13 protein-coding genes are annotated in these 16,696 nt (G+C 33.7%); 4 read left to right on the forward strand and 9 right to left on the reverse strand.

Annotated elements, in window-relative coordinates; all coding sequences use genetic code 11:
- Nucleotides 1–51: 51 nt before the first annotated feature.
- Nucleotides 52–1,338, forward strand: a complete 1,287-nt coding sequence (gene fahA / locus AC3Y25_RS03885; protein ID WP_379800225.1) for a fumarylacetoacetase — start codon at nt 52–54, stop codon at nt 1,336–1,338.
- Between the two features lie 102 nt (nt 1,339–1,440).
- Here fahA and AC3Y25_RS03890 read toward each other — a convergent pair whose 3' ends face one another.
- Nucleotides 1,441–2,625, reverse strand: coding sequence for an endonuclease/exonuclease/phosphatase family protein (locus tag AC3Y25_RS03890; RefSeq protein ID WP_489901805.1), 1,185 nt, complete (start codon nt 2,623–2,625; stop codon nt 1,441–1,443).
- 214 nt (nt 2,626–2,839) lie between these two features.
- Entirely contained in the window at nt 2,840–3,880 is a 1,041-nt protein-coding gene (locus AC3Y25_RS03895) for an agmatine deiminase family protein (protein ID WP_489901806.1), read from the reverse strand.
- 184 nt (nt 3,881–4,064) lie between these two features.
- Between AC3Y25_RS03895 and AC3Y25_RS03900 the strand changes: the two genes are divergently transcribed.
- Both AC3Y25_RS03900 and AC3Y25_RS03905 read left to right on the forward strand, forming a co-directional pair.
- Nucleotides 4,065–5,582, forward strand: a complete 1,518-nt coding sequence (locus tag AC3Y25_RS03900) for a choice-of-anchor I family protein (RefSeq protein ID WP_489901807.1) — start codon at nt 4,065–4,067, stop codon at nt 5,580–5,582.
- A gap of 202 nt (nt 5,583–5,784) precedes the next feature.
- Entirely contained in the window at nt 5,785–7,044 is a 1,260-nt protein-coding gene (locus tag AC3Y25_RS03905; protein WP_489901808.1) for an OmpA family protein, read from the forward strand.
- Between the two features lie 288 nt (nt 7,045–7,332).
- Here AC3Y25_RS03905 and AC3Y25_RS03910 read toward each other — a convergent pair whose 3' ends face one another.
- From AC3Y25_RS03910 to clpB, 5 genes are all read right to left on the reverse strand, one after another.
- On the reverse strand, nt 7,333–8,223 hold the full coding sequence (locus tag AC3Y25_RS03910; RefSeq protein WP_482491317.1) for a carbon-nitrogen hydrolase: 891 nt from the start codon (nt 8,221–8,223) through the stop codon (nt 7,333–7,335).
- Nucleotides 8,224–8,300: 77 nt separating this feature from the next.
- Complete coding sequence (locus AC3Y25_RS03915) at nt 8,301–8,774, reverse strand: DUF6169 family protein (protein WP_489901809.1); 474 nt, start codon at nt 8,772–8,774, stop codon at nt 8,301–8,303.
- A 315-nt stretch (nt 8,775–9,089) separates the two neighbouring features.
- Nucleotides 9,090–9,500, reverse strand: coding sequence for a hypothetical protein (locus AC3Y25_RS03920; protein WP_489901810.1), 411 nt, complete (start codon nt 9,498–9,500; stop codon nt 9,090–9,092).
- Nucleotides 9,501–9,817: 317 nt separating this feature from the next.
- On the reverse strand, nt 9,818–10,702 hold the full coding sequence (locus AC3Y25_RS03925; RefSeq protein ID WP_489901811.1) for a DUF808 domain-containing protein: 885 nt from the start codon (nt 10,700–10,702) through the stop codon (nt 9,818–9,820).
- Between the two features lie 398 nt (nt 10,703–11,100).
- Entirely contained in the window at nt 11,101–13,698 is a 2,598-nt protein-coding gene (gene clpB, locus AC3Y25_RS03930) for an ATP-dependent chaperone ClpB (protein ID WP_489901812.1), read from the reverse strand.
- Between the two features lie 202 nt (nt 13,699–13,900).
- Between clpB and ytxJ the strand changes: the two genes are divergently transcribed.
- Nucleotides 13,901–14,290, forward strand: a complete 390-nt coding sequence (ytxJ, locus tag AC3Y25_RS03935; protein WP_489901813.1) for a bacillithiol system redox-active protein YtxJ — start codon at nt 13,901–13,903, stop codon at nt 14,288–14,290.
- A 185-nt stretch (nt 14,291–14,475) separates the two neighbouring features.
- Here ytxJ and AC3Y25_RS03940 read toward each other — a convergent pair whose 3' ends face one another.
- Together AC3Y25_RS03940 and AC3Y25_RS03945 are read right to left on the reverse strand one after the other, a co-directional pair.
- Complete coding sequence (locus tag AC3Y25_RS03940) at nt 14,476–15,639, reverse strand: hypothetical protein (protein ID WP_489901814.1); 1,164 nt, start codon at nt 15,637–15,639, stop codon at nt 14,476–14,478.
- A complete protein-coding gene (locus tag AC3Y25_RS03945) occupies nt 15,636–16,637 on the reverse strand; it encodes a DUF2157 domain-containing protein (RefSeq protein WP_489901815.1) in 1,002 nt (333 codons plus the stop codon). Before AC3Y25_RS03945 ends, AC3Y25_RS03940 begins: the two co-directional genes overlap by 4 nt.
- Between the last annotated feature and the right edge of the window lie 59 nt (nt 16,638–16,696).

Consider the following 16,696-nt stretch of genomic DNA (forward strand, 5'->3'; position numbering starts at 1 on the left):
GATTATGATATATTTGACAAGTAATTTTTCAACAAATAATTAACATTAAACATGCCAATAACTGCCAACGATACCAGTAGAAAATCATGGTTAGAAGTGCCAGAAAATAGCGACTTCCCCATTCAGAATATTCCTTTCGGTGTATTTCTTACTAAAGAAAATGTCGTTACCGTAGGAACGCGAATTGGCGATTACGCCATAGATTTAGGGGCTTTACAGCAATTAAACTATTTTGAAGGAATAGAATTAACCGATGATATGTTTATGCAGGATACGCTAAATGATTTTATTTCTGACGGAAAAAAAACATGGCGTTTAGTTCGAAATCGTATTGCAGATATATTCGACGAAACTAATCCACAATTAAGAGATTCAACAAAACATAGAGATATTGTTATATTTAAAATTGAAGATGTAGAGATGCAACTTCCTGTTTTAATTGGTGATTACACCGACTTTTATTCTAGTAGAGAGCACGCTACAAACGTGGGTAAAATGTTCCGAGATCCAGACAATGCTTTGTTGCCCAACTGGCTTCATATTCCGGTTGGATATCATGGAAGAAGTTCTACCATTGTACCATCTGGGATTCCAGTTCACAGACCGATGGGACAAACTTTGCCAGCTGGACACGACACGCCTGTTTTCGGTGCTTCACGTTTAGTAGATTTTGAATTAGAGACTGCTTTTATTACAACAGATGTAAATGTAATGGGCGAAAATATTTCAACTTATGAAGCTGAAGATTATATTTTCGGAATGGTTTTACTAAATGACTGGAGTGCTCGCGACATTCAGAAATGGGAATATGTGCCACTTGGGCCATTCTTAGCTAAGAACTTTGCGACTTCTATTTCACCTTGGATTGTGACTATGGATGCTTTGGAACCTTTTAGAACAAAGGGTCCTAAACAAGATCCAACACCACTTCCGTATTTGCAGACCAAAGGAAAAAAAGCTTTTGATATTCATTTGGAAGTTTCCTTAAAACCTGAAAATCAAGAAGAAGAAACTATTGTTTCAAGATCTAACTTCAAATATTTATACTGGTCAATGAGTCAGCAGTTAGCGCATCACACTTCTAATGGATGCCGCGTAAACTCTGGCGACATGATGGGTTCTGGAACAATTTCTGGTCCAACTCCTGATAGTTTTGGTTCTATGCTAGAATTAACTTGGGGAGGGAAAAATCCGTTGAAGTTAAAAGACGGAAGCGAACGTAAATTTATCGAAGATAATGACACTGTAATTATTCGTGGATTCTGTGAAAATACGGAAGTAAGAATTGGTTTTGGAGAAGTTTCTAGCCAATTGCTACCTCCTTTCATTAAACAATGAAGAGCAGATAAAACTGAAGAGATATAAAACAAAAAACCTTGGTTATCCCAAGGTTTTTTTTATGCTTTATTTAATCTCGTAAATTAAAAGGCAAAGTTTTATTTATTCCAAAACTACCTTTACCCAAACCAAACGATGATCTGAACTTGATTCGCGTTTTTCAACCAATTCCGACATTGGTTGGCCTTTGGCAGGCCAGAATACACCGCTGTTGAGAACCTTAAATCCAAGTCTGGATGGCAATACATAATCTGCACGCATTCTCCAAAATGCTGTATGATTAACTCCAAAAGGATTTTCAGGACTAAATTCAGCAGCACCTTTACTAGCTGGCGTAAAGTCGCTATTAATTTTCGGACTCTCAACTAAAGACTTTATTCCTTCTCTAATAGCATCCCCCTCAACCGGTGAAGCGTTTTGATCACCCATTATGACAAATCGAGAATTCGGAGACAAACCGCCTTTTACCCCTTTATCATCATAAATATACGAGGCCGAATTATCTGAAATATAGTCTTTCCAGAATCGAATTTCATCATGATTTCTTTTCCCATTGCGATCTTCAGCACCGTCAAAAGTAGGAGGAGTTGGATGACTGACTAAAACATGAACCGTTTCATTGCCTATCTGTACAGGTACATCCCAGTGAGATTTTGAAGATAATGGAAATTCCTTCCATGCTTTCTTACTGTACCAATCCGATCCATCTGCTTTTTTAGTAAGCAATGCTCCCGGCATATCTTTCCACTTAAAATGTTGAAAAGTACGAACTGCCTTAACATCAATAGGATATTTAGACAAAAGCATCATCCCATATTGCCCGGGATACATACCAAATGCCCATGCATCATTTCCAAAACTATCCAACTTTCCATCATTGTTTAAATCGTAAGGACTTGGCTGACCCGTATTCACTGTCGAATAATAGTAATAAGGATAATCAATAGCTGTTGCTCCGCCTTGGCTCACATTCAAGTAATTTTTAATAAAAGCCTTTACACCAAGTTCAGGGTCTTTAATATAATCAAATTCGTTTAGCAGAATAACGTCTGGCCTAACGGTTTGAATAATTTTGGCGATATTTCTGATTTGAGTATTATGTCCTGAATTAAGCTGATAAATCAATATCTGCTCCGATTTTCCCATTGCGCCTTTCGGAGAATAATTATCAGATTCCATACTTACATTGTAGGTCGCAAATGTAAATTCTGGTTTTTCCTGCGACTCAGACTGCGAAAAAAGAACTCCGGAAGAAAGCACGGAAAGGATAAAAAATATTTTCTTCATATAAAATTAAATCTGCATTTCTGCATTATTGAACATACGAATATAAGAAGGATACGTGGACACACGGCAAATCTGTCTGTTAAATATACAACAAAAAAAAGCTGCCACTTTTGGTGACAGCTCAAATAATATAAGAAAGTCTCTGTATATCTGATAATTTTATCACAGATTAAAAAAGATCAAAGTGATTTTTTTTAATCTAACACTACTATTTTTATGCAGGAATCTGCTGACTTAAACAATGCAAAGTTCCGAATCCCCAAATAAAATCAATACAACTTATACCGATTACTTCGCGATCAGGGAAACATTCTGACAATATATTTAAAGCTACGCGATCATTACTGTCATTGAATGTAGGCACTAAAACACAATTATTCAAAATCAAGAAGTTTGCATAACTTGCTGGTAAACGTAAATCTTCAAAATCAACACGTTTTGGCATTGGTAACGCTACAATTACTGGCGCTTTTCCGTTTTCTAATTTTGCATTTTGCAAACGTTTCAAATTATCCTGCAAAGGTTTGTAGTTTGAATCGTTTTTATCTGTTTCTACAATTGTAACGATGGTGTCATCATTTACAAATCGGCATAAATCGTCAATATGACCATGCGTATCATCGCCTTCAATTCCATCTCCTAACCAAATTACATTGGTAACTCCAAGATATTCTTTAAAAACGGCTTCATAATCTTCTTTGGTAAAACCAGGATTTCTCACCTGAATTGTTGGATGCATCAAACACTCTTCAGAAGTTAGTAAAGTTCCTTTTCCGTTTACATCAATGGCTCCTCCTTCAACAATTACGGGTTTTCCTTTGTACATCACCTGAGTTAAAGGAACATCAATAAAATCTGCTACTTTACCCGGAACAAATTTATCCAACTGATAGTTTTTATATTTTGCCCAGCCGTTGAAATTAAAATTCAATGCTTCTCTTTTCGAACCATTTTTCACGATAATTGGTCCTGAGTCACGCATCCAGCTTCTATTGGTTTTATGAATAATATAAGAAACGTTGTTAAGGTTTACACGAGCTCTTTCAAGCATATCGGCTACTTTTTCTTTTAGCTTTTCATCGGCAACCACTAAAAAAACAGTTTCAAAAGTCGCTACTTTTTTAATAAACTCTACAAAAGCCCATTGAACAGCTTCGTATTTTCCTGGCCAATCGTTACCATTGTGCGGAAAACACAATACAATTCCTTGTTGTTTTTCCCATTCTGCTGGAAATCTTCTATTATCTGTTGACATAAATACGTTCTAATTTAGAAAGTGCAAAGATAAGCATTCGTTAGGATTTTAAAACATCTGAACCAAAATCGTATGTTATTTCACAAAAAATATCCTGTAAAAATTAAGTTAAAGATTAAATAATACATCCTTAATATTTAACAGAGAGGCCAGAATTACTTTTGCAAAAACTAAAAACTAACGCATGAAAAATTTATCAATCTCATTATTAGCTGTTCTTTTTATATTAGCAAGCTGTAACAATGATGAAAATTCGAACAACGAACCAGAAGTTGTTGTAAACGAAAACCCTGGAACTTTTAAAGAAATTGGCTCTATTACAATTGGCGGAGAAGCTGCTGCAGAAATCTCTGCTTACTGCGAGAAAACAAAAAGACTTTTTACGGTAAACAACAGCGGTGTAAACCAAATTGACGTTATTGATATTGCTGACCCAACAAAACCTCTTAAAGTCGGAAAAATTGATTTAGTTGCTTATGAAGGCGCTGCAAATAGTGTTTCTGTTTTTGACGGAAAATTAGCTGTTGCTTTAGAATCTACTGCTAACAAGCAAGGTAATGGAAAAGTAGTAGTTTTTAATACTTCTGATTATAGTTTAATCAAACAAGTTACAGTTGGTGCATTGCCAGATATGATTACTTTTTCGCCAGATGGAAAATATATCATGACAGCTAACGAAGGCGAGCCAAATACCGATTATTCTCAAGACCCAAACGGAACAATTTCTATTATTGAAACTAGCACTTACAATGTCACGACTTTAGATTTTAGCTCTTTTGCGGGTCAAGCAGAAGCATTAAAAAAAGACGGATTCAGAGTTTCGAAATTTGCTAAGAGTTTCGCTCAAGATATCGAACCAGAATATATTACTATTTCGGACGATTCTAAAACTGCTTGGGTGACACTACAAGAAAATAATGGTGTTGCAAAAGTAGATTTAACTTCTAAAACTATTACAGCCATTTATCCTTTAGACTTAAAAGATTACAATACTGCTGAGAATGCAATTGATGTAAGCGATAGTGATAATAAAATCGCTTTTAACCCATGGAAAGTAAAAGGTCTATATATGCCAGATGCCATCAGCCATTATACGGTAAATAATATTCCATATTTTGTTACTGCTAACGAAGGTGATGCAAGAGAATACGCTGCCTACTCTGATGTGAAGCGTATGAAAAGCATGACACTTGACGCAACTGCTTTTCCAGATGCCGCTACTTTAAAATTAGATACTAATTTAGGCAGATTAAACCTTGTTACAGACATGGGAGATACTGATGGAGATGGAGATCTGGATCAAATGGTAAGTTTTGGAGGAAGATCATTCTCTATTTGGAATGGAAACACTGGAAAAATCGTTTTTGACAGTAAAAATGATGTTGACAAAAAGACGAATGAAATTGGCACATACGACGATAAAAGAAGTGATGACAAAGGCTCTGAGCCAGAAGCCGTAGTTGTAGCAAAAATGGGAACTCAAAATATTTTATTTGTTGGTTTAGAAAGATCTGATGCTTTTATGGTTTATGATGCAACAAACCCAACTTCTCCACAATATTTACAAACAGTAAAAACAGGTGACGCACCAGAAGGTTTATTATTCATTCCGGCTTCAAAAAGTCCTACAAAAAGAAGCTTATTAATAGTAAGCAGTGAAGGAGATGGATCTGTTAAAATTTATCAGCCAGATTTGAAATAATTAATACTTTTTCAGGAGAGCAAAAGGACAAAATGTGAATTTTGTCCTTTTTTCATGCTTTGTATTGTACTTATTTTAACGTATTTACATAATTAAAAGCCAAAAGATGGGAATTATGTAAGGGCATATACAACGCATTCTAAGATTCGACATCTAATTTTGTTCATGAGTTTAAAATAAAAACAATTTAATTTTTGATATCATGAAAAAGAAATTAGTATCAGCATCCTTATTATTACTATCATTTGCTGCAGGCGCTCAAAATATGGCTACCACTTCTACCAAACCTAGCGTAGATCAAGAATACAACAAATGGTCGATCGAACTAAATGGTGGTGTTAACAAACCAACCAGAACAATGACTCCAGGATATACTACTGAATCATTGAACTTTTTTCACGGAGATTTAGGTGTGAGATATATGTTTAATCCAAAATTTGGTTTAAAATTAGATGTGGGTTACGACCAATTTAAAGAGAAAAAAGACACACCAGACTTTGAAAGCCGTTATGTTAGAGCAAGTTTACAAGGGGTTGTTAACGTTGGACGTGCTTTAAATTTTGAAACTTGGACAAATACAATCGGTCTTTTGGCGCATGGTGGTTTTGGAGTTTCTCAAATTAGTACCGAAACAGGATTTGGAGGACAAGATTACATGGCTCACGGAATTGCTGGTTTAACTGGACAAATTAGATTAAGTGATCGTGTAGCTTTAACAGGAGACCTTACTGGAATTGTAAACGGAAGACAAAATTGGAACTTTGACGGAATGGGCAACACAACAAGTGGTTCTTTTGATGGTGTTTTATTGAATGCTTCTGTTGGTTTGACGTTCTACTTAGGAAAAAATCAGAAACATGCTGACTGGATTGGTGAAGAAGATAGAATTGGTGAATTGGAAAAAAGAGTGGACTTAATCGAAACTGGTCTTATCGATTCAGACAAAGATGGAGTTGCTGATTTATACGATTTAGAACCAAATAGCATTGCAGGAGTTGCTGTTAACACAAAAGGACAATCTATTGATACGAATCAAAATGGTGTGCCAGATGAGTTAGAAAGCTATTTAGACAAAACTTACGAAAAGAAAGGCGCTGGAACGGCTACAAACAATACTGTTGAAGAATTAATTAACGGTGGTTATGTAAACGTTTACTTCGATTTCAATTCGTCTAAACCTACAAATGCATCTTTATCAGGCGTAGATTTCTTAGTGAAATACTTGAAAAACAATCCAGGAAAATCAGCCGATATTATTGGTTATGCTGATGAAATTGGAAATTCAAACTACAACACTGAATTATCTAGAAAAAGAGCTGAGGCTGTGAAAAAAGTAGCGGTTAATGCAGGAATTGATGCTTCAAGATTGAATGTAATTGCTAACGGAGAAGATACTTCTGTTAACAAAAATTCTAAAGAGGCACGTCAGATCGTGAGAAGAGTTACTTTCCAAGTGAAGTAATTTACATATAAAGCTAAAAACAGAAAAGGAGCTATTTCATACGAAATAGCTCCTTTTTATTATAAAAATACACATAGAGCTTCGGAGAAGCGAAATATTTATAGAAAATAAGAAATGTTTACAATATAAAGCTCCAGCAGAGCGACATATTTAGAACATAAGATTTCGCTCTGCTGGAGCTTTTTCCATTTGCACTATTAAAGTTCTATAAATATTTCGCTTCTCCGAAGCTTACAAAAAAGAGCTGTCTTTTTGAGACAGCTCTTTTTTCATATAATTTTAATCTAATTATTTATCAATTGCTCTTTTTGTAATATCTCCAAAAGCATCAATTCTTCTGTCTCTAAAGAATGGCCAGTTTTGACGAACGTTTTCTTGCAAGTCCAAATCAACTTCAGCAATTAAAATTTCTTCTTTATCATGAGACGCTTGAGCTAAAATTTCTCCTTGTGGTCCTGCAATGAAAGAAGCTCCCCAGAACTGAATTCCTTCTGTTCCTTCAAGATATTTTTCTAAACCAATTCGGTTAGCTGCTGCTACGAAAACACCATTTGCTACTGCATGTCCTTTCATAACGTTCATCCAAGCACCATATTGATTTTCTCCATATTGTTCTTTTTCTTTAGGATGCCACCCAATTGCTGTTGGATAAAATAAAACCTCAGCTCCTTTAAGCGCTGTAATACGAGCTGCTTCTGGATACCATTGATCCCAACAGATTAAAGTTCCAACAGTTCCTTTTTTAGTTTCGATTGCTTGGAAGCCTAAATCACCTGGAGTAAAATAGAATTTTTCATAAAAATGAGGATCGTCTGGAATATGCATTTTACGATACAAACCAGCTTCTGTTCCATCAGCATCAATGATGTAAGCACTGTTATGATAGATTCCTGCCATTCTTTTCTCAAAGAAAGGAACAATAATTACTACTCCTAATTCTTTTGCCAATTCGCTGAATGCAATAAATGAAGTGCTGTAAAGTGGTTCTGCTAATGCAAAATTATCTACATCTTCGCTTTGGCAGAAATAATGACTGCTATATAATTCAGGAAGTAAGATTACCTCAGCACCTTGACTTGCAGCATCTCTTACCCAGCTGATACATTTTTTAAGATTGTTTTCGGCAACATCATTCAGATTTAACTGAATAACCGATATTTTATACTTTCTTTTCGCCATGACATAAAATTTAGAGTGCAAAAATAATACTTTTTAAAGGAATAGCAAAGTGTTGGTAATTGATCCTTACTTTAAGATTATTTGTAACTTGTAAATGCTTCTAATTGCAAATTTACCTCGTCAATAATATTATCCATTTTATAAAAATCCGTTTTAAATATAAAGCTTAAATGATAAATCATTTTTTCATTTGGAATATGATATTGAAAGTTCACTTTTGAAAATTCATCGCTTTTAATGTTATGATACCATCTGTCAAATAATTTTTGTCTAAAATCTTGTTTAAAATCTACACTATCACAAACATAATTTAAAATAATATCTGGATTATCTTTAAAATATTGATTTATGATGCTGGTGATTGTAATTTCTATTGATGGATCATTAAAAAATTTTTGATTATTTGCTTCGTAAAAGTCGATGCTATAAAGTTTATTAAAGAAGGCATTTTCAAAATTCATTTTCTGAAAACTGACAAAATATTGCAAACCATGCTTTGTTGTAAAATAAAAAAGAGGGTACAAACCCTCTTCTGAAATATATTGATACATAAAGAAATATTATTTTTTCTTTAATCTTCCTAAAACTTCTTTTCGATGTTGTTCTTTTAAATCAACCATTTTTTTTAGAACAGAAACTGTCTTCTCATTTGGTTTTATGATTATCGTTTTTTCCATAAGTGTTTTTGAATTGCATTGCAAATGTAAGAAAAAAACTTGTATTCATCTAATTTAATGGAATTAAAAATCTTATAGCCTTTAATAATTCTTACAATTTCATCAATACAAAAAAACCATTTCACATCCATTTAAAATAAACTTCTGCAAAATGGTCTATCAACCTCAAAAATTCAACTAAGCTTGTTGTTATTCAATCACTACTTTTTGAGTAAGGAATTCTGTTTCTGATTTTTTAAATTTGATTTCGAAAGTTCCTTTTACTTTAGATGAAAATTTGTAAACTGTTTTCTTAGGATCTGGAACTTGCTGCGTGCAAACTTCTGATGGGTATTTTGCAATTACTTGAAGACCTTTTTCAGATCCGATAGTTACTTCTGAGATCTTATCAAATTCAGCACAAGCGTTATCTACTACATACGTTACATCATAGCTTAATTCGTCGTTTACTTTTCCTGTTGCTGGCCCCTTAATTTCGGTTACCAAAGCTGCTTTTGTTGTTGGAGCTGGTGTATTGTTATCATCGTCGTTACTGCATGACACAAATCCAATTGATAAAAATAATACTACTAAAACTGATTTTAATCTAAAACTTTTCATATAAAATAATAATTAATTGTTAATTACTATGAAGATGTAAGTTAGTTGCAATGGTTGCTTAAAATAAAATGTTAAAAATTTCACTAAAACATTAAATACCTAAAAATCAAATCCTTATTAAAACAAAAAAACTATCGAATTAATGATACTTTTTTGTGATTGGAACAAAATTTTCTCATTTATCCCAGATTAAAAGCGTATTATTTATTGCAGTACTCCTGGTAATTTTCACAAACAAAAAAAAATTTTTGATTAATATATAAAACAAAAAAACACCAGTGTTAAACTGGTGTTTCTGATATATATTTAGTTGCTAATTAAGCATCTTTCTTTTTAAAAATCTTTTTGAAGATATTTACAAAAAGTAAAACTATAAATCCTAGAATTAAGCCGGTTGTAAATTCTTTGATAATAGCTGGGATTTTAATTTCTTCTGATAAATGATGGAAATAAGGAATATAGTGAACAAAGATTCCTCCAGCCACTAAAAGTAATGCAATTGTACCAATTACCGTTAAACCTTTTATTACTAACGGAAGAGCTTTTACCAATAAATTCCCAATAAATCTTGAAAGGCTTTTTTCGCTTTTGCTATGTTTTATTAGCTTAAAGCCTGCTTCATCCATCCTAACGATAAGCGCCACAATTCCGTAAACTCCGATTGTTGCCACTAGCGCGATTATCGAAGTTACAATTATCTGCTGTGTCAGCGGTTCTTCTATTACAGTTCCCAATGCTATAATTACTATTTCTACAGATAATATAAAATCGGTAATGATTGCTGATTTTATTTTTCCTTTTTCAATTACTAGAATTTGTTCTTCTGTTAAATCCTCATGGGTAATTCCTTCTGATTCATCGTGCTTGTGAGGAAAGACAAATTCGTAAATTTTTTCGGCTCCTTCGTAAGCTAAAAACAATCCTCCAAGTACCAAAATTATTATAATTGCAATTGGTAAAAAAGCACTTAATAAAAATGCAATTGGAAGAATAATAATTTTATTCAATAAAGAACCTTTACTTATTGCCCATAAAACCGGTAATTCTCTTGATGAAGCAAATCCAGAAGCTTTTTCGGCATTTACTGCTAAATCATCTCCTAGAATTCCAGCTGTTTTTTTTGCAGCAACTTTACTCATTACTGCAACATCATCCATAATTGCTGCGATATCATCTAATAGAACAAAAAAACCTGAAGCCATTTTTAAATTTATTTTTATTTTTAGTGATGCGAATCTAGACAATTTGACTTAATCTGCCCAATAATCTTACACTAAAATTTGTGTTTTTATTCGTAATTTTCTGTATTGTGGTTTTAGTTACATTGTCCTAAAAGAACCCACAAAATAATAAAAACGATAATTGTTCCAAAACATCCTCCACCAAGCTTTTTAGCTCCGTAACCTGCCAATAATCCTCTAAATATATTGTTCATAATTTCTAATTTTAATTAATAATTTGCTGATTTTTATTTATTTAAAATTCATCCTTTTTTAGAAATATATTGTTATATGAATTAGATGAAAAGTTTCAAAATTTCAGGCAAAAAAAAAGCATCAGCTAAAAAACTGATGCTTTTTTAAGATTAACATAAAAAAAATTAATTAGCGGTCTGGTTTCTAAAAACCAATTGTCCATCGAAAGCATCTAACAAAATGATGCTGTCTGTTGTTATGTTTCCTGCCAGAATTTCTTTTGACAGTTGATTTAAAACTTCTCGCTGCACGACACGTTTTACAGGTCTTGCCCCAAAGTGAGGATCGTAACCTTTGTCAGCCAAGTAAGCAATAGCTTCTGGGGTTGCATCCATTGTAATACCTTGCAGAGCCAGCATTTTTGTAACACTCTTCAACTGTAAGTTTACGATTCTTGAGATGTTCTCTACTGTAAGCGGTGTAAACATTACAATTTCGTCGATACGGTTGATAAACTCAGGGCGAACTGTTTGTTTTAACAACCCTAAAACTTCGTTTTTAGCAGCTTCTGTTGCTGCTTCAACGCTTCCTTTTAGGTTTTCAAATTTCTCCTGAATAATATTACTTCCCATATTTGAGGTCATAATAATAATCGTATTTCTAAAATCGGCCAAACGTCCTTTGTTGTCTGTCAAACGCCCTTCGTCTAGAACCTGAAGCAAAATATTGAACGTATCAGGATGCGCTTTTTCAATCTCGTCTAACAACACAACAGAATACGGTTTTCTACGAACAGCTTCTGTCAATTGACCTCCTTCATCATAACCTACATATCCTGGAGGCGCACCAACTAAACGGCTCACGCTGTGACGTTCTTGATACTCACTCATATCAATACGCGTCATGGCATTTTCATCATCAAAAAGATATTCGGCCAGAGCTTTTGCCAATTCGGTTTTACCAACTCCGGTTGTTCCTAAGAATAAGAATGATCCAACAGGTTTTTTCATATCCTGTAAACCGGCACGGCTTCGACGAACAGCATCACTCACGGCTTCTATCGCTTCTTCCTGCCCTACTACACGTTTGTGCAATTCGTCTTCTAAATGCAATAGTTTTTCCCTTTCTGTCTGAAGCATTTTGGTTACTGGAATTCCAGTCCATTTTGCTACAACTTCTGCAATGTCTTCTCTGGTAACTTCTTCTTTAATTAAAGAATTTCCAGATTGGAATTCCTGCAATTGTTTTTGCAGTGTTTCTTGACGTTCCTGCGCTTCTTTTATTTTTCCGTAACGTATCTCAGCTACTTTTCCGTAATCACCATCACGTTCTGCACGTTCTGCTTCGTATTTAAAGTCTTCTATTTCATGTTTTACAGCCTGAATTCCGTCAACGATATCTTTTTCCTGTTTCCATTTCGCATAGATTTCGTTTCGTTCTTCTTTCAGGTTGGCCAATTCCATACCCAAAATTTTCAGCTTGCTTTCTTCTTTTTCACGTTTAATAGCTTCAATCTCAATTTCTAACTGCATGATTTTACGATCCAAAACATCTAATTCTTCAGGTTTTGAATTGATCTCCATACGCAATTTAGAAGCCGCTTCGTCCATTAAGTCAATCGCTTTATCTGGTAAGAAACGATTGGTAATGTAACGTTGTGAAAGTTCAACTGCTGCAATAATTGCCTCATCTTTAATTTGAACTTTATGATGCGTTTCATATTTTTCTTTAATTCCACGAAGAATCGAAACCGCACTTTCTGTATCTGGTTCATCAATAAGAACTTTTTGGAAACGTCTTTCAAGTGCTTTATCTTTTTCAAAATATTTTTGATATTCATCTAAAGTAGTAGCACCAATTGCTCTCAATTCTCCACGAGCCAAAGCTGGTTTCAAGATATTCGCCGCATCCATTGCGCCCTCACCTCCACCTGCTCCTACAAGCGTATGAATTTCATCAATAAACAAAACAATATCTCCGTCTGCAGCTGTAACTTCTTTCACAACCGATTTTAAACGTTCTTCAAATTCTCCTTTATACTTCGCTCCGGCAATCAAAGCTCCCATATCAAGAGAGAAAACGATTTTATCTTTTAAGTTTTCTGGAACGTCTCCGTCCACAATTCTATGTGCTAAACCTTCTGCAATAGCGGTTTTACCAACTCCAGGCTCACCAATAAGCATTGGGTTATTTTTGGTTCTACGAGTTAGAATCTGCAATACACGACGAATTTCTTCATCACGCCCAATAACCGGATCTAATTTTCCTGTACGGGCTAATTCGTTTAAGTTTTTAGCAAATTTATTTAGCGAATTATAGGTTTCTTCTGCCGAAGCCGAAGTTACTCTTTCACCTTTACGCAATTCTTCAATAGCCGCTTTCAGACCTTTTCCTGTAACTCCCTGATCTTTTAAAATCTGAGAGACTTTACTTTTTGAGTCAAAAATGGCTAAAATTAAATGCTCAATCGAAACGTATTCGTCGTTCATTTTTTGTGCAATGATTTCTGCTTCATTCAAAGCTTTGTTTGCGTCTCTAGAAAGCATAACATCTCCTCCAGAAACTTTTGGAAAACTTTGAATTGTGCTATCTAAAATTTGTAAAAACAACGGCACATTTACATTCAATTTTTTTAAAATAAATGGCGCTACGTTTTCGTCAACTTCAAAAATAGCTTTAAAAATATGCTCATTTTCAATTTGTTGCTGACCATTTCGTTGCGCTAATTGCTGCGACAACTGAATGGCTTCCTGCGATTTGATTGTAAATTTATTTATATTCATATCTTTTGATTTGATTGATTTAACTGTTTAAAATATATAGGATTAAAGTTACGATTTATTGAGGTAAATAGTTCGCTCAAATAATTTAACTTTGTATTCGAATAGACAAATTATATTCCACAGTAAAAAAACAGACAAAAAGACAGTTAAAATCGATTTTTCACGCTTTTAACACGTCAAAAAGTCATAAAACAAGCCAAATATGAGTTTTTTTAATTCAATCTTCGGAAGTTCAGAGAACTCAGAAGCAGCAAAAAGTAAAGTAAACTGGACTGAATTAATAGATATGCTTCAATTAATGGAAATAGAAGCGATCTCAAATGAAAAACCAGTTGTCATTTTTAAGCATAGCACAAGATGCAGCATCAGCCGAATGGCTTTAAAGCAATTTGAAAGAGAATATGATCTTGAAGGTGTTGTTGACGCTTATTTTTTAGACTTAATAGCACACAGAGATATCTCAAATGAAATTGCTAGCAAATTTGGAGTTTATCATGAATCTCCTCAATTGATATTGATCAAAAACGGAAAAGCAGTTTACGATGTTTCGCATAGCGATATTGATGCAGAAGCATTGAAGAGTAAGGTATAGTTTTTTCTTGCCACAGATTAAAAGGATTAAAAAGATTTAAAGTCTTTATATATGCACTTTGAGTACAAATAATTAAAATAAAAATTAATTAGTGGAAATTCGTGAAATTGCTTCGCCTGTTCGCTATCGCTCTGGTCGTGGCGAAAAAAAATCTTTCTAATCCTTTTAATCTGTGGCCAAATAATTTAAAAACTTCCGTCTGACCCTCCACCGCTGAAACCTCCTCCTCCAAATTCCATTGGAGAAGCTGTCTTAACTTCTGGTTTCATTCCGAAAGTTGAAGCTACAACTAAAGCTTCTGCATTTAATAAACTATCTGAATGGTTTATTCTATCTGGTTTAAAAGTCAGTCCGCTTTCTTTTTCCTTTAATTTTCTAATTGAAAAATATGCTATTGCAAATAAAACTACACCGCCAAGCGTTAGCGCTAATTCGATTGGTAAAACCGAATGGTAAAATCGAATGGTATAGATTGAAAATGCAATTGCCAAAAAGCTCAACCAAAGCATTATTCTGTCTTTTGTTTTTAAAGCTTGCACCAAATAAACAATCGGCACCATAAAAGTAAAACCATAAAAGAAAAATGCAAACGGAATATCTGTTCCAGGTTTTACTTCTGTTCCTAAAAGTTCTGCAGAAAGTTCTCTTACAACCAAATAATTACAAGAAAGATAAAACAAAACCAAGCAAAAACTATTTGCCAATAATAATCCGTTGTAATAATAACTTTGGCTTAAATGATTCATCCTCTTTTTTGTCAAAAAATAAAACAATCCTGAAAGAATCATTGCTGCAAAAGGCAAAATAGCTTTTCCAATATCTCCAAATTTAAACATTCCGAAAAACAAAAAGGCGGTTGCCGAAATGCAAAATACAAGCATTGATAATACATGCAGATATCTCAAAAACATAAAAAGCGCTCCAACTGCTACAAAAAAAGCAATTACTATTTCATGACCTTCAGTTGTTATTGCTACTGCTGCGCCCAAACATAAAATCGCATTTAATATAAAAGAATCATCTAAGCCATGATTATGATAATTTTGATTTGCAAGCAATTCTGCTCCTACAAATCCAACTATAGTAAAAATATAACAGCAGATTTGAAAAAATACATTTTCTGCGCTTAATCCAAATAAAGAAATTGATCCACAAATTGACCCATACAACAAGCAGCCAAGCAAAAAGAAGCCTATTCTAACCAGAATATTACTCTGACCTTTTAAAACGGGCAGTTCTTTTTCTATAAATTTCTTCTGTTCTTTACTAATAAAGCCTCCTTTGCACAAAGAATCTGCTTCATCAACTAAAATTTCATTATCTAATAATTGTTTGCTGTATACTATCATTCTGCTATCTCTTTATGAAATTTTTTAATTAATTTAATAAACATTACAATCGAACCAACAAAATAAGCTGGCAGTAAGAAAATTAATAATTCCCAAATATCAGAGAAATCAACGTTTTCAAAAATTCTGAACAAAACAATATTTCCTCCGATATAAGCATAAACAATCATAAACACATATAGAGACATTGCTTTATATTGATAGCTAGCTTTATAAAAATAATAGGTTGAACCAGCTAAAACTAAAGCAAATATTACCCATGTTAATGTATCATAACCTGTTAAATTACTAATCGCAGCAATACTTACAATATGTAATGCAAAAGTGAGAAAAACTAAACCAAAATGAGTTTTAAGCGAAATTCGACTACTGTAGATGGTCCATAAAATGAGTAAAACTCCCAACATTACTGCTGAATAGCTTAAACTTTGGCTTGCATACAAATTATTGCTGTCATTAAATATATCTTGTGGCGTAACAGAAAGTCCCACATAAGCCGCCAGACCCGTAATTGCAATAGTTAAAACACTTCTATTATCAAAATAGTAAGCACAAAAGAAACTTACAAAAGTTGGCACTAAAGTCGCTAATCCGTAATGTTCTCCAAAAGGTTTATACTGAAACTGAAGATATCCGATAAAAATGCAAGTCAAGATATTGCCCGCCAAAACCAGATATTCTAAAACAGGATGCTCAAAAGTTGTTTCTGCTTTCTGAAAACCTTTAGAATGCTTGAAACAATAAAAAAAGCAGACTGCAATAACAATTAAAAGCAACGATAGAATAGCAATGTGTCCTATAGTGTCGATATTTTCATAAATCAAGACTCCAATTCCGGAAGTAAATAATACTACTGATAAATAAAGGAATAGCTTTAATTCTGCATTTAACGAAAAGATATTTCGGCTTCGATAGGTTTTCACTTCTTCGAGCTGGTTTTGTGTAATTAAACCCTTCTCGAAAAGATGAAGCGCAGACTGATCTTTGAATTTTTCCATTGGTGCGTTTTAAACTGGTACATCAAATATATGTATTTAGCATGAATTTTCTCCTTTTA

Source organism: Flavobacterium sp. LK-23 (assembly GCF_058135255.1).

Bases quoted from the DNA above. Each gene is read 5' to 3' on its own strand.
- AC3Y25_RS03895 (WP_489901806.1), bottom strand. From the start codon at position 3,880: ATGTCAACAGATAATAGAAGATTTCCAGCAGAATGGGAAAAACAACAA.
- AC3Y25_RS03900 (WP_489901807.1), top strand. From the start codon at position 4,065: ATGAAAAATTTATCAATCTCATTATTAGCTGTTCTTTTTATATTAGCA.
- AC3Y25_RS03920 (WP_489901810.1), bottom strand. From the start codon at position 9,500: ATGAAAAGTTTTAGATTAAAATCAGTTTTAGTAGTATTATTTTTATCA.
- AC3Y25_RS03910 (WP_482491317.1), bottom strand. From the start codon at position 8,223: ATGGCGAAAAGAAAGTATAAAATATCGGTTATTCAGTTAAATCTGAAT.
- AC3Y25_RS03940 (WP_489901814.1), bottom strand. From the start codon at position 15,639: ATGATAGTATACAGCAAACAATTATTAGATAATGAAATTTTAGTTGAT.
- clpB (WP_489901812.1), bottom strand. From the start codon at position 13,698: ATGAATATAAATAAATTTACAATCAAATCGCAGGAAGCCATTCAGTTG.
- AC3Y25_RS03890 (WP_489901805.1), bottom strand. From the start codon at position 2,625: ATGAAGAAAATATTTTTTATCCTTTCCGTGCTTTCTTCCGGAGTTCTT.
- AC3Y25_RS03945 (WP_489901815.1), bottom strand. From the start codon at position 16,637: ATGGAAAAATTCAAAGATCAGTCTGCGCTTCATCTTTTCGAGAAGGGT.
- AC3Y25_RS03915 (WP_489901809.1), bottom strand. From the start codon at position 8,774: ATGTATCAATATATTTCAGAAGAGGGTTTGTACCCTCTTTTTTATTTT.
- fahA (WP_379800225.1), top strand. From the start codon at position 52: ATGCCAATAACTGCCAACGATACCAGTAGAAAATCATGGTTAGAAGTG.
- ytxJ (WP_489901813.1), top strand. From the start codon at position 13,901: ATGAGTTTTTTTAATTCAATCTTCGGAAGTTCAGAGAACTCAGAAGCA.
- AC3Y25_RS03905 (WP_489901808.1), top strand. From the start codon at position 5,785: ATGAAAAAGAAATTAGTATCAGCATCCTTATTATTACTATCATTTGCT.
- AC3Y25_RS03925 (WP_489901811.1), bottom strand. From the start codon at position 10,702: ATGGCTTCAGGTTTTTTTGTTCTATTAGATGATATCGCAGCAATTATG.